11 protein-coding genes are annotated in these 13,483 nt (G+C 52.5%); 5 read left to right on the forward strand and 6 right to left on the reverse strand.

The genetic code is table 11. The features are described from left to right. Positions 1 to 3: 3 nt before the first annotated feature. The 3 genes from P2G88_RS10345 to P2G88_RS10355 form a co-directional block, all read right to left on the reverse strand. Positions 4 to 675, reverse strand: coding sequence for an energy transducer TonB (locus P2G88_RS10345; RefSeq protein ID WP_275795786.1), 672 nt, complete (start codon positions 673 to 675; stop codon positions 4 to 6). A gap of 73 nt (positions 676 to 748) precedes the next feature. After that, complete coding sequence (locus tag P2G88_RS10350) at positions 749 to 1,381, reverse strand: UPF0149 family protein (protein ID WP_275795787.1); 633 nt, start codon at positions 1,379 to 1,381, stop codon at positions 749 to 751. Further along, entirely contained in the window at positions 1,371 to 2,243 is an 873-nt protein-coding gene (locus P2G88_RS10355) for a hypothetical protein (RefSeq protein ID WP_275795788.1), read from the reverse strand. The genes P2G88_RS10350 and P2G88_RS10355 overlap by 11 nt, the downstream gene beginning before the upstream one ends. Before the next feature lie 168 nt (positions 2,244 to 2,411). On the opposite strand from P2G88_RS10355, the gene P2G88_RS10360 reads away from it, so the two are divergent. Then, positions 2,412 to 4,571: a TonB-dependent receptor gene (locus tag P2G88_RS10360; RefSeq protein WP_275795886.1), complete on the forward strand. Its 2,160-nt coding sequence runs from the start codon at positions 2,412 to 2,414 to the stop codon at positions 4,569 to 4,571. Between the two features lie 31 nt (positions 4,572 to 4,602). Here the strand turns inward: P2G88_RS10360 and P2G88_RS10365 are convergent, their stop codons facing one another. After that, a complete protein-coding gene (locus P2G88_RS10365; RefSeq protein ID WP_275795789.1) occupies positions 4,603 to 6,024 on the reverse strand; it encodes an alpha/beta hydrolase in 1,422 nt (473 codons plus the stop codon). 168 nt (positions 6,025 to 6,192) lie between these two features. On the opposite strand from P2G88_RS10365, the gene P2G88_RS10370 reads away from it, so the two are divergent. Then, positions 6,193 to 7,689 (forward strand): LytTR family DNA-binding domain-containing protein, encoded by a 1,497-nt coding sequence (locus P2G88_RS10370; protein ID WP_275795790.1) that lies wholly within the window; start codon positions 6,193 to 6,195, stop codon positions 7,687 to 7,689. Positions 7,690 to 7,691: 2 nt separating this feature from the next. Here the strand turns inward: P2G88_RS10370 and P2G88_RS10375 are convergent, their stop codons facing one another. After that, the gene (locus P2G88_RS10375; protein ID WP_275795791.1) at positions 7,692 to 9,248 is read right to left on the reverse strand and encodes a PAS domain-containing methyl-accepting chemotaxis protein; all 1,557 of its coding nucleotides are present in this window, start codon (positions 9,246 to 9,248) and stop codon (positions 7,692 to 7,694) included. Positions 9,249 to 9,520: 272 nt separating this feature from the next. On the opposite strand from P2G88_RS10375, the gene P2G88_RS10380 reads away from it, so the two are divergent. Further along, positions 9,521 to 10,186 carry a hypothetical protein gene (locus P2G88_RS10380; RefSeq protein ID WP_275795792.1) on the forward strand — a complete coding sequence of 222 codons (666 nt, stop codon included), beginning with the start codon at positions 9,521 to 9,523 and terminating at the stop codon, positions 10,184 to 10,186. Between the two features lie 262 nt (positions 10,187 to 10,448). Then, positions 10,449 to 11,384, forward strand: coding sequence for a LysR substrate-binding domain-containing protein (locus P2G88_RS10385; RefSeq protein WP_275795793.1), 936 nt, complete (start codon positions 10,449 to 10,451; stop codon positions 11,382 to 11,384). On the opposite strand, the gene P2G88_RS10390 is transcribed toward P2G88_RS10385, so the two are convergent. After that, the gene (locus tag P2G88_RS10390; RefSeq protein WP_275795794.1) at positions 11,339 to 12,169 is read right to left on the reverse strand and encodes a LysR family transcriptional regulator; all 831 of its coding nucleotides are present in this window, start codon (positions 12,167 to 12,169) and stop codon (positions 11,339 to 11,341) included. The genes P2G88_RS10385 and P2G88_RS10390 overlap by 46 nt on opposite strands. Positions 12,170 to 12,289: 120 nt before the next feature. On the opposite strand from P2G88_RS10390, the gene P2G88_RS10395 reads away from it, so the two are divergent. Further along, entirely contained in the window at positions 12,290 to 13,468 is a 1,179-nt protein-coding gene (locus P2G88_RS10395; protein WP_275795795.1) for an acyl-CoA dehydrogenase, read from the forward strand. Positions 13,469 to 13,483: the final 15 nt, after the last annotated feature.

A 13,483-nucleotide genomic window follows, 5' to 3' on the forward strand; every position in this document is an offset into this window, starting at 1 on the left:
AATCTACCCCTCCAGGTTGAAGCTTAGCATGACAGTTTGTCCGCTTTGCATCACTGGCTTGCCGTTTTCAACTTTGGGTTGATATTTCCAGCGCAATAATGCTCTTTTTGCTTCGCTATCGAATATGCGTTTAGGCTCGGCATCCAGCACCCTGACATTTTCCACAGCCCCTTGTGAGTTGATGTCAAAGACCAGCTTTACCCATCCCTGAATGCCATCGCGCGCAGCTTCCATCGGGTATTTAGGCTCAACTCGTACCACAGGTTTGGCATCGCCTTCGGTGGGGGAAAACAGGGGGATCTCAGACTGAGAGAATTTGCTTAGTAAGCTGTTCGGATCATAGTTCGGTTCACCCAGTGCCTCATCATTGGGCGCCATGGGCTCCAACTCTGGCACATCAGGTTTTTCCATAGGTTTTGGCGGTTCAGGCAAGACTTTCCTGGTGATAACCGGCTTATCCTCAGCTGCAAAAACCGGGTCGATCAGTATGCTCTCTCCAGCTTGTTCCTGATACTCGCCATCAATGCGGGTTAGCCTGTCCATCAGCACAAAAAGAGAGAACGTTACTGCAGCGGCTATGGCCGAAAATGCCAGCACCTTGGCCACACCCTTTCCTATATTCTCTGGTGCACCAGGATGCTGACCAGGGTAAAACGGCTGAATTGATGTACTCATAACCCGACTCCTTTTTATTGCTCTCAATAACAAGACGCCTGGGAGCCTAAGAAGGGGTTAAGCAAATTTAAAATTATTTTCCGGAAGTAAAGGTCTCAAACTGGTTGGGTAGGAAAGCCGCCAGGTCGCCGGCCAGATCCACATATTGCTTTAATGCTCTTGGCAGCGTCTGAGCAATCAAGGGAAGTTGTCCCTCCAAATCAGATTGTCCCCGCTCGCGGGCTTGCTCCAAGGCCAGAGGTATATTGGCAAAAGTACTGAATAGCCGAAGCAAATGGGTTAGATCTTTGGCCGTTTGTGGCGCTTCCTCCGGGGTAGCTTGCTGCATCTTTTCCCAGGCTTTTCGCCACACATTCTGCAGGTGTTGGTGCCCCAGTAAACAACCGCTCATCCACTGACTTAAGGGATCTTCCATGGTAATGCCACCGTGATAATCGCAAGTCCTCGGCAATGCCGGTTCCTGATCGCGCATGGCCACCAGTTGCGCTTTAAAACTGTCCATCAGCGCTTGCGACAGCGGTTCGGCCAGATTTTCCTCGACCTCCTCAGGAGAGATAAGCACCCACCCCATCCATAGCTGAGGTGAGGGGATCTCAGGCGCGGCCGCTACCGCAAATATCAGTCCCTGGATTTCATGCAGACTGCGTAACTGCTGAGGGTACTGATGACAGAGCGCTTCAAGCTTTTGCCAATGTTCAGATAACATAATCGGGCTTTCCTCCTTGCTGCATATCTGTTACTTGGCGCTGCTCATCCAAGCGATAGATGATGGCGTTTGCCGGAGAATGTCTTAGTTGGTGCTCGGTAATACGCTGATAATGCAATAAAAACCGGGACAATTCTGCTTCATCCATGCCCTTACCTTGCATGGCGATTAGTGCCTGCTCCTGTTCTTTACGCCAACGGGTCACGGCTTGCCAGTTTGGCGCTTTAAGCTGAATTAACATATCCATTTGCCCGAACAAGCGCTGATAAGGCCCAGCCAGACATTGGTTGACATGATGTCGCCAACGACCGTCGGCATCCTGCTCTGCTTCCAGGGCATTAACCGGTTGTTCTAATGCCGCGTCATTCTGGGCCGATGCCCCCAAACACCAACCTTCGAAAATCACCAGATCCACTGGTCCTTGCAGCCATTCCCCTTCCAGTCGTCGGTCATCAGAGGCTTTATCAAATCTTGGCAGGGTCAGATCATGCCCCTGGCGTAAACGACGGATAAGCTCCAGTCCAAGCGTTATATCGTGGGTGCCTGGCACACCGCGTGTCCTAAGCAGGGGATGGATATGCTGTGCCAACCAGCGCCGGTGCGACAATGGAAAATAAAGGTCATCCAAAGAGAGAGTAGCCACCTGTAAACCAAACGTCTGGCCAAGCAATATTTGCAGGGCGGTAGCGAGGGTAGATTTGCCGCTTCCTTGAGCACCACTGATGCCCAGGACCATAGGTTTATCGACCTGTGCCAGGCGTTTTGCCAGTGGCCACCAATAGCGCTCAAAGTTAGCCTGCGCCTCTTTGGGTAATGCGAGCTTTTTGATCAGCTGTTGTACCGAATGTTGAGGGTCTGACACCCTTCGCCCTTTTCATTAACTGGGATATGCCACCAGCTTATTAGCAGAGCGGGATTAGTCAAGATGGATAACCGGGGTGTTGACGGAACCGACCAAAGAAATGTTATACTATAACAAATAATATAGAGGTAACTATCTGTGCGCTCCCATCCGTTTCGCCTTGCTCCCTTGTTTCTGGCTTTGTTTCCGGGCATCACATTGGCCCAAACTGACAAATCCACGCAAAAAGATGAACATGAGATAGAAAAACTGGTGATTTCAGCCTCGCCATTAAAGCGGACAGTTCTGGAATCGGCTACGCCGGTGACTATCCTCAGTGGCGATGCCCTGGATCAGAATCAGGCTGCTACCTTAGGGGAAACCCTGAAAAACGTGCCTGGCGTGCACAGCAGTTATTTTGGTCCCGTATCTTCGAGCCCGATTATTCGCGGATTGGATGGTCCCCGTATCAAAGTCGTGCAAAACGGAATGGATGCCTCTGATGCCTCCAGAGTCGGTCCCGACCATCTGGTGTCCACCGAGGTTTCCACTGCGACTCAGATCGAAGTTTTGCGCGGCCCGGCAACGCTGCTCTACGGTAGCGGCGCCATCGGCGGTGTGGTCAATGTGGTGGACAATCGTCTGCCTTTGCAGCAGCAAAATGAGCTAAGCGGCGAGTTGGTGGGGTTGTATGACTCTGTCTCCAATGAGCGCACCTTCTCCACCGATTTGAATGGTGGCGCCGGTGCCTTAGCCTGGCATTTCGATGCCTTTGATCGCAGCACCGATGATTACAAACTTCCCGATGGCATCTTGAATGAAGAAGGCGAGATCGAGGAAGAGCTGGACAACTCGGCCATCGACGCCCAGGGCTTTACGGTTGGCGGCGGCTGGATAGAGGGCAACACACGCCTGGCCTTTTCTTACGGTCGTCTTGAGTCTGACTATGGCATACCAGGCCATGGTCACGGCTTGCATGGTCATGCCGAAGAGGAAGGCGAAGAAGAAGCCCATAGCGAAGAAGAGCCGGTTTTTGCACGCATGACGCAAGACCGCTATCAGGCCGTGGCAGACTGGCTTAACCTTGACGGCCCGATTGCCGCCCTGCACTGGCATAACGCCTACACCGATTACCAACATGGTGAAATCGAAGATGGCATGACCGGCACCACCTTCAGCAACAAAACTTTGGAATCCAGGCTATGGGGAGAGCACCAGCCGCTTCTGGGTTGGCAGGGCGTGCTTGGGGTGCATTACAAAGACACCGACTTCGCCGCGGTTGGCGATGAAGCCTTTACGCCGCCCACCCAAAGCCAGAGCCTGGCCTTCTTCTTGCTGGAAGAAAAACCAGTGGGTGATATTTTGTGGCAATGGGGAGCGCGTATTGAAGATACCCGCCATCAGGTAGATAACGAATTCTTCCATGACCAGGCTCATGAACATGAAGGCGAAGATCACGAGATAGCCTTTGACGAGCAGTCATATACGTCCTTCAGTGGCTCACTTGGCCTGGTTTACAGCCTCGACCAACACCAGTCAGTGGCTGTCAATCTGGCTCACTCCCAGCGCGCACCTTCGGCTTCTGAGATTTTTGCCAATGGCCCCCATATTGCCACCTCCACCTTTGAAGTGGGTGGCGGCTTTGAGATCCTTGAAGTGGATGGCGAATACGAACTGTCCCAATCCAGCCAAACCATGCGTGAAGAGATTTCCAATAACCTTGACCTCAGTTACCGCTATCACAGCGACCTTTGGTCAGGCAGCGTCAGCTTGTTCTACAACCAGGTGGATAACTACGTCTTCCAGCGCGATACCAACTTGTTGATGTTAGATGGCCACTTACACCCTGCGGATGAATTGGACATCATAGACGAGCATGGTCATGAGGAAGGCGCAGCACTGCCGGTTTACCAGTTTGCCCAGCAAGATGCCAAACTCTATGGCTTTGAAGCGCAGATGGATTGGCACTTCCATGAATACTGGCGTTTGGATCTGTTTGCCGATTATACCCGCGCTGAATTGGATAAAGGCGGTAATCTGCCCCGTATCCCGCCCCTACGATTGGGTTCATCAGTACATTTTGAGGTGGACAACTGGCACCTGGAAGCCGGCGCCACCCACTATGCCAAACAAGAAAAAATTGGGGCATCGGAGACCGAAACTGAGGGCTATACCCTGGTATCGGCCAGCATAAACTACTACCTGCCGATGAACATGGCGGATATGACCTTGTTTATTAAAGGTGAAAACCTCAGTGATCAAGAAGCCAGGGTGCACTCCTCTTTCCTCAAAGACGTTGCCCCCCTGCCCGGGCGCTCCATCAAGCTGGGCGTAAAAGGCCGCTTCTAAAGCATAAAGGGGAGCCCAAGCTCCCCTTTTTTTATGGCATTGCTACAGGAAAAGGCACATCAATCCTGGTTTCAGACAGAGTCTTACCGGCCATAAAAGCTTTGATGGTTTCCGTTACCTTGGGTGAGATCATAAAAAGGTTGTGGCCACCATTTACCACAGTCACCTCCACTTTGTTGCTAAGACCACGGACCGCCTCACGCTGACTGTCTATATAAGTTCGACCATCCAGCGTTCCGCTTAACACCAGGGCGGGTATTTCAGCTTTGGGGTTCGTCCTGAAGTCATTACCCAAATCCAACTCGGGGGCAACTCCATCCAGAAACAAACTGGGATTAAGGTAGTCTTTGAGCAAGGCTGTTTCGGCCTGCTCAGAAACCTGCGCTTTGCGCTTCTCGTCGATACCCGAAGCCACATCCATTAAGGTCGACATGGGTGAAAACTTCAGACTCTCTGCGGGTTTGTAGTAGCGGCGGATAACTTGGCTGACCGGCGCATAGACACCATGGTCTGCAGCCTGGTATAGCTTTAACAACTGCAAAACCCAGGCGGGATCCGCTACCATGGCCGAGGCCAGCCTTTGCATATCGCGTCGTTGCAGCATAAAAGGCTGGGCGGGTTGCTGTTCATCGGCCAGATTAAGTAGCTGAGGTGATTTTTCCAGCTTGTCGTGAACCCTGCGCATCAGTGCCTGAACATCCGGAAATTGGGCTTTCAATTGCTCGTTACCGTCAATGGCCTGCTGCAGCCTGGCAAAGTAGGCATCGGTCTGTGCCGGTAGTTTAATGGTCTGATCCAACCCCTCGACACTGGCGAGGATTATTTTATCCAGCTTCTCGGGCATCAGCTTCACCGCTGCCAGCGCCAGATGGGTACCGTAAGAAATCCCCCACAAACTGAGCTTTTGCGCCCCCAAGTGCTGCCTCAGCGCATCCAGGTCGGCCACACTCTCATTGGTGTTATAACCGCGCACATCCACCCCTTGCTCACGCCAGAAGGTTAGACACCCGGCAAAAGCCTGGCGATATTGCTGAATAAATTGCTCGTCGGTAAAGCCTTGCTGATGTGGCAGTTCTTGATCTGGCTGGCATTCCGGCAGGATATTGCTATCTCCCGTACCGCGCTGTTCCAATGCAATTACATCGCCAAACTCTCGTAAGGCCATAAAAAGTGGAAAACGCCGCCATTTTGCCGCTGCAACTGCGCTACCACCTGGGCCGCCGGCCAGATAGACAATGGGCGCGCCAGGTTTATCGGTGGTGGCAGCAAAGCGCACATAACGAAGGGGGATCAGCCGGCTGTTTTCATCGCCTCTGAACTCGGGCACCTGTAACTCACCACGATATGCGCTGACCTTTTCTCCGGAGTCGGCAACAAACTCAAATGCTTGCTCCTGTGCTGACAAAGTCAGGGCGTACAGCCCCAGAAAAAAGGTAACTAAGATGCGTGACATAGGTTCTCCTGGTTGAAAATGTCGGATGCACCTTATCCCCGCTTTGTCCTTTATTCCCGGGCTATTCTGCAAACGGTAGGCAGATTTCTGCGAGCGGTAAGCAGATAGCCCTGCAATTAACGGACACTGTCTTTACAATATCGCTCAAACTCATGCTGGTGTTGTGCTATGCGGCTGTTATTTTTGATTTCCCTGCTTTTATCTATGACGAAGAGTTTTGGCCAAGATGCGCCATTGTCCATCTTCGATGCCAAACTGCATGTGTGTAAGGCGCACTCTACCGATGCAATGGCTGATTTTTCCGCACCGGATTGCAATCTGATCACGCCAAGGGAATTGGATCCGCAGCAGCAGGCACTGTGGGTAAAAACCCACTTAGGCATTTCACCTAAGCTGTTAAACAGCAAACACCCCATCGGCCTGTATGTGTCAGGCAAGATGGCCAGCAAGATATACCTAAACGGCACTGAACTTGGCAGTAACGGCACGCCGGGCCTGGACAAAAACCAGGAAGTTGCTGGTCAGATGGATAGGGTTTTTTATGTGCCCAGAGAATTGCTTAATCAACAAAGCAACGAATTGGTGTTGCTGCTCTCGGGCTGGCACAGCCAGTTATCCCTGGCCGCGCCGGTCCATGGAATCTTCTTTGGCACTTATGAGCAGCCACAAGCCTGGATGCTCCGCCATTACTGGCCTTCTTTTACCGTCAGTGGTGCGTTGCTGCTGGCTAGCCTCTATCTTTTGGTATTGGGCGCCAATTCGGCCCACAAAGGCCCCACTCTGGCCCTGGCCTGGATGGCGCTGATGGCCACACTGCAACTTTTTTCAGAAGTATCCCGGGCCCTTTGGCCATACAGTTACCCCTGGCATGACTTGCGCTTGCTCGGCATACTTTTTTGCGTGTTGTCTTTTTGCATTGGTTTGCTCTATCACCTGCTTGCACGCTTTTGGCCATCGCGACGCTGGTCAATGCTGTTGGCGGGTACAATCTTGGTGGTATTAGGTGCAGTTAGCCGTGAAGGCTTTGATGATAAGTCCAGTACCAGCGTTTTGATTGCCTGCCTACTGGGGTTGAACATATTGCTTTGGCGCTATTTTCAGGGGCGGCACAAGGCCATGCTGCCCATGGTTATACTCAGTCTGTTTGGCATTACGGTGCTGTTTTCCCCCTCCCAATTTCTGGACACTAATTTCTATTTCTTGCTGGCTGGCTTGATGTTACTGCTTGCACATTCACAAGCCACCAGCCTGGTAAAAGAGCGTTCCCTGCGCAAAAGTGAACAGCAACGGGCCGAACAGTTAGCTCTGACTTTAACACGTCTGGAAGCGGAGCAATCTCCGCAAACACTCAGCATCAGTAGCGCAGGCAACATCGAGCAATTTAAAACCGATCAATTGCTCTACTGCAAATCGGACCGGGATTATGTGGAGTTTATGCTCGACGATGGACGCTTATTACTGGACAGCGCCAGCAGTCTGGCCACCTTGGAAGAAAGCCTGCCAGGCACTTTCCTGCGGGTACACCGTTCTTACCTTGTCAACACCGACAGAATTTCCTCCTTGGACCGGGAGCCAAATGGCACCGGTATCTTAACACTGGATTCCAAGCACAAGGTCCCTGTGAGCAGGCGTATCATGCCTAAGGTGCGCGAAGCGGTGAGCTAATCTCAGGCGAATTGTCTGACCAAGGCACTTTGAACAGCAATCTGTGCCACCAACTCAGTATTCAAGAACTGGGATTGCTGGCCATGTTGACCACTCTCATGGGCCAACTCCTTGGTACGTTGCACATTGCTGGCAACCTGATCGGCCACCATGGATTGCTCTTCAATGGCCGAGGCAATACTGCGGTTTAGATCTGCCAAGCGCGCAACTTCCCTGGCGATTTCATCGAGGCTGGTCCCGCTTAACTCGGCCATTTTAACGCTCTGTGCCGATAGAGATAATCCATCCACCATGGCATGCACCGCCATATCGGACGTCTGGGTCAACTCATGCAGCAATCGGGTGATCTGCTGTGTGGCTTGCTGGGTTCTGCCGGCCAGGCTGCGCACTTCATCGGCCACCACCGAGAAGCCGCGCCCTTGCTCACCGGCACGGGCAGCTTCTATCGCCGCATTCAGCGCCAGTAAGTTGGTCTGCTCAGCAATGGCGTCAATCTGTTCAAGGGTATCCTGTATCAGGCTATTGCCCTGCTCCATCTTACGCACCTGCTCGGAGGCCTGGGACAACTGACTGTCCAGATGGGCAATAGATGAAATGGTCTGCTGTACCGCCGCTTTACCTCTTTCGGTTTGCTGCTCACAAGCTTCGGCGACTTGGGCGGCTTCATGCACCGAATGGGCGGAATCCTTTACCGTGGCGCTGAACTGCTCGATGGCGGTAGCAATCTGGGTCACTTCATCGGCCTGTTGGCCCAACAAATCCGCCACAAACTGGCCACTGTTAAAGCTGCGCTGGGCATTATTGTTGACCTGTCCGGAGACATCTTCCACTCTGCCTACCACAGCACGAAGCTTGGCCTGCTGCATTTCCAAAGCCAGCTCCACTTGACCTAATTGATCACTATGTCCGGCATAAAGCCTGGACATTAAGGCACTGTCATAAACTGCCCTGGCCTTGCCCACCACTTTCAAGTAAGACTTTCGCCAAAGGCTAAGACCCACTCCTGCACCTAATAGCAAAAGACTGGAAAAGATGAGCGGCCAGCTATAATCCGTGTTCACTAACATCCACAGGTTGAGTACGAAGGCCAGATACAGGGTCCATACCAGCCAGGCCGTCACATCATGCAACTTTCGGGTAGCGACCGTTGCCTTACCCTTATTGATATTGACGTATTCGTTGGCCGCCCTCTGCTTAACCTCCGGCGTCAGCCTGGTGCGCACAGACTGATATTCGACCACCTGTCCTTCGGCATTTTTAATCGGCGTAATCAGTGCGTTTACCCAATAGTGATCGCCGTTTTTACAACGATTTTTTACCGGCCCCATCCATGACTGTCCCTGCCGTATTGTCTCCCAAAGGGAGGCAAAGGCAACCTTGGGCATATCGGGGTGCCGCACCAGGTTATGAGGCTTATGCTGCATTTCCTCAAAGCTGTACCCGGCTATCCGGCAAAAGGTTTCATTGGCGTAGGTGATACGGCTGTCCAGATCAGTGGTGGAGAGCAGAATGTCACTTTCTGGAAAACTGACTTCATGGCTGTCTGGGATATTCGTCATAGGGACTCCGCTACCGGTTACTTCAACGGCGTGCGTAGTGTCCGCCAAGACATAAAAGCAATCCTTGATATAGAACAATCTAAAGGTGCGATTCGGATCCTTATCCTATGGTCAATCTCACCAAAATTTGCGGAAAATGAAACCGCCAAAACCAATAATAAATACTTAACTCCATATTTTTCAATAGGTTAACTTTGGCAGTGTTATTGCTAGCTATCCTCACCAATAAAAGCGTTAGCGCATAAAACTCATCACACTTACCAGGAGAAACCATGATCCCATTCACCAAAGTATGTACCGCCCTGATACTAAGCAGCCTGTTAGCGGGTTGCGTCATTCACGTTGGCAGTCATCAGGACAAAGGCGATATCAGCGGCGTGTTCGGCAGCATTAGTGTGGATCCACACAGTGAAGCCGGCAATGTCAGTGCCGTTAACGGCGGTGTGACCTTGGAAGATGACAGTAGTGCACGAGATGTCAGCACCGTCAATGGCGGTATCGAACTGGGGGAGCGAGTCAGTATCGATCGCGCCGAAACGGTCAACGGTGGTATCGAAGCCAGGTCTCAACTGTCAGTACGAAGCGATCTGATTACCGTCAACGGCGATATTCAAACCGCAACGGGAGCGGATATCGGTGGCGAAGTAGAAACCGTCAATGGTGATATCCGTCTTCAGGACGCAGTGGTGGGCCGGGATGTAAAAACCGGGAACGGCGATATTCACTTGTTGGGCAATACCCTTGTTAAAGGCGATGTCATCTTTACCCACGAACACAATAATAATCGGTTCTGGTCATGGGGCGATAATGACACCCCAACACTCTATGTCTCCGCTAATACCCGAATAGAAGGCCAAATCATTCTGCGTCGCCCGGTAAAACTGGAACTGGACGATTCGGCCTTGAACAACAAAGTGGTGCGTCGCTATGGAGAATAAGCGCATCTTAATTATTACTTTTGCTTAACAGCGCCTTCGAGTCCAAGACGCTTTGATATGAGCATTAGCCACTCGGAGAAAGTCCGCTTGTGGGCCTTCTCCTTTTTCGCAGGCTTTGCCTTTTCCTTTGTTTTTTCTTTCAATATTGTGGTACTCGCCAACATGTTTATGCTCCCGATAGTTGCTGATTTATGCAACAGTATCGGCTAGCATCTTTATCTCAGCCAACGATCAATACTTTCTATCTGTATAAGTTCAACTTATGGACAAAAGACTCAGACTATTACCTGTGATGCGCTGCTTCGATGCCGCCGCCCGCCACCAAAGTTACAGCAAGGCGGCCGATGAACTGGCCATTACCCAGGCGGCTGTGAGTCAGCAAATTCGCAGCCTGGAACAAACCCTCGGGGTTAAGTTGTTTGTCCGTGACGGACGACTGATGCGCCTCACCGCGCGGGGCAACTCATTGGCCGAGCACGTTTCACAAGCCTTGTCCTTAATGGTAGAAGGTTTTAACAAGGTACAATGCGAACCCGAAGAGGGAGTGTTAACGGTCACCACCTCAGGCTCTTTTGCCTCCATGTGGCTGATGCCAAGGCTTTGGAAGTTTTCCCTGCGTCATCCCGGTATCTCAGTACGGGTGATGGCCTCTCCTCAGTTAGAAGATTTGCGTCACTCGGAGCTGGACGTGGCTATTCGGCAGACCAACCGCCAGTTCCCCGACTTGTGTCAGGAAGTGCTGATCCGTGAACCGGTGTTCCCGGTGTGTTCCAAACAGTTAATACAGGATGTGAAGCTGGATCATCCCAGCAAAATCAAACAATGCTGGTTGGTGGAAGGCTATGATCCCGGTCCGTTCAGTTGGCGAAATTGGTTCGAACTGGCGGGATTGGATTATCAAAAAGATACCCTGCGCTGGATGGAAGTGGGCAGTTGGGAGATGGCCATCAATGCAGTAGCGGCCGGTCATGGGATCTGTCTTTCCACCCCCAGCCTGGCCGGTGAGATGATCCGCCGTGGCATTCTGGTCAAGCCGTTTGCGATTGCCATTGAGCCGGGTCTGACTTTTACCGTGCTACACGACCCGGACTCACCCAGACTCAGCCGTATCCTGGCCTTCAGGCAGTGGCTCAAAGACGAAGTGGCAGAAGATCAGCTGACCAATTGCCTCAACACTTGCACAATGTCGGTCTCCTGACGATAGGCCAGACCCACTTCGCGCACTAACTCCAGGCCTTGTAGCGCACAAAAACGAATGTCCTGGCGTACGTCCTGACTGCTTAACATCTCCTGGTGCACCGGCACCAGGGCAATGCCAAGACCGGCACCTACCAGGCCAAGCGCATATTCTATGGTTTGAATGCGCGCGCGGATATCCAGGCTTACTTGTTGCTGCTGTAACAGCACCCGCAGTTTATTCCAGGCTTCGCAAGGCGTTCGTTGGATAAAGGGCTGAGCGGTGAGGTCGGTGATTTGAATACTGTCTTTAAGGCCAAGAGGGTGGCCCATGGGCATGGCCAGTAAATATTGCTCCGACCACACCGGGATAAACTGCTCTCCGGGCACCTGCATATCGCGGGTGATAAGCCTTGCATCACAGCGCTCCTCCGGCGGCACAAGCGTTAGCTCCATGGTTTCGCGGGCAGAAGTAAAGTGTTTCAGCAGGTTACTCATGCGGGTGACCCCTAAGCCCTTGATCAAGCCTAATCGAAAAGGCTCTTTGACCCGGTTACCGGCAAACATGGCCTGGATGGCATCGGCCTGTCCGAGTAACTGCTTAGCCAGCGGATATAACTGCTCCGCCGCTTCAGTGGCTTTCACACCTCGGGCATGGCGCACAAAAAGCTGCCTGCCCACCTCTTCTTCCAGCTGTCGCAGCGCCGCCGAGAGCGATGGCTGGGCGATAAAACGACTCTTGGAGGCGGCGCTGAGACTGCCTTGCTCATAGACCGCGATAAAATGCCCTAGCGCACGTAAATCCATGGCACACACCTGACTTTTAGATATAGATAAAAACTATAGCTATTAAAGAAAAATGCAGCTTTTCCTTCAACTAAAATCATCTTAGTATCATTCTGTTAACAACTTTGAAGGTGCATTTTCATGTCCAGAGCCCCCTTTAATTGGCAAGATCCCCTGTCACTCGACAGCCTGTTATCCGAAGAAGAGCGCATGATCCGCGACAGCGCCCATCAGTATTGCCAGGAGCAACTGATGCCAAGAGTGCTGGAAGCTAACCGCCATGAGCATTTTGACCGCCGCATAATGAATGAATTGGGCGAGCTGGGCCTGCTTGGCGCCACCTTGCCGGAAGAATATGGCTGCGCCGGGGTTAACCATGTGACCTACGGCCTGATTGCCCGTGAAGTAGAGCGCGTTGACAGCGGCTATCGCAGTGCCATGAGTGTGCAGTCTTCCCTGGTCATGCACCCTATCTACGCCTACGGCAGCGAAGAACAGCGCCGTAAGTATCTGCCTAAGTTGGCCACCGGCGAATGGGTTGGCTGTTTCGGCCTGACTGAGCCCAACGCCGGTTCGGATCCAGGCAGCATGGCCAGCCGTGCGGTGAAGGTCGATGGTGGCTATCGTCTGACCGGTACCAAGATGTGGATCACCAATAGCCCCATTGCCGATGTATTTGTGGTGTGGGCAAAACTGGATGGCGAAATCCGTGGCTTTGTCCTGGAAAAAGGCATGCAAGGACTAAGCGCGCCCAAGATTGAAGGTAAGTTTTCCCTGCGCGCCTCCATCACCGGCGAAATCGTGATGGACAATGTGTTTGCCCCCGAAGACAGCCTGCTGCCCAATGTCAGCGGCCTCAAGGGCCCCTTCGGCTGTTTGAATAAAGCCCGCTATGGCATTGCCTGGGGTGCACTGGGCGCAGCAGAATTCTGCTGGCATGCTGCCCGTCAATATACCCTGGACAGGGAGCAGTTTGGTCGTCCGCTGGCCGCCACCCAGCTGGTGCAGAAAAAGCTGGCCGATATGCAAACCGAAATCACCATCGGCCTGATGGCCTGTTTGCAAGCCGGTCGTTTGATGGATCAGGGCCTGTTGCCCCCGGAAGCCATTTCCCTGATTAAGCGTAACTCCTGTGGCAAAGCTCTGGATATCGCCCGGGTTGCCCGAGATATGCATGGTGGTAATGGTATTGCCGATGAATTCCATGTGATTCGCCATGTGATGAACCTGGAAGCGGTGAACACCTACGAAGGTACCCATGATGTGCATGCGCTGATCCTGGGCCGGGCCCAGACCGGCTTGCAAGCCTTCGCCGGTTAAGGTTGGGAGCGAGCC

The sequence above is a fragment of the Aliiglaciecola sp. CAU 1673 genome, from assembly GCF_029223185.1.
Lineage (GTDB): Bacteria > Pseudomonadota > Gammaproteobacteria > Enterobacterales > Alteromonadaceae > Bowmanella.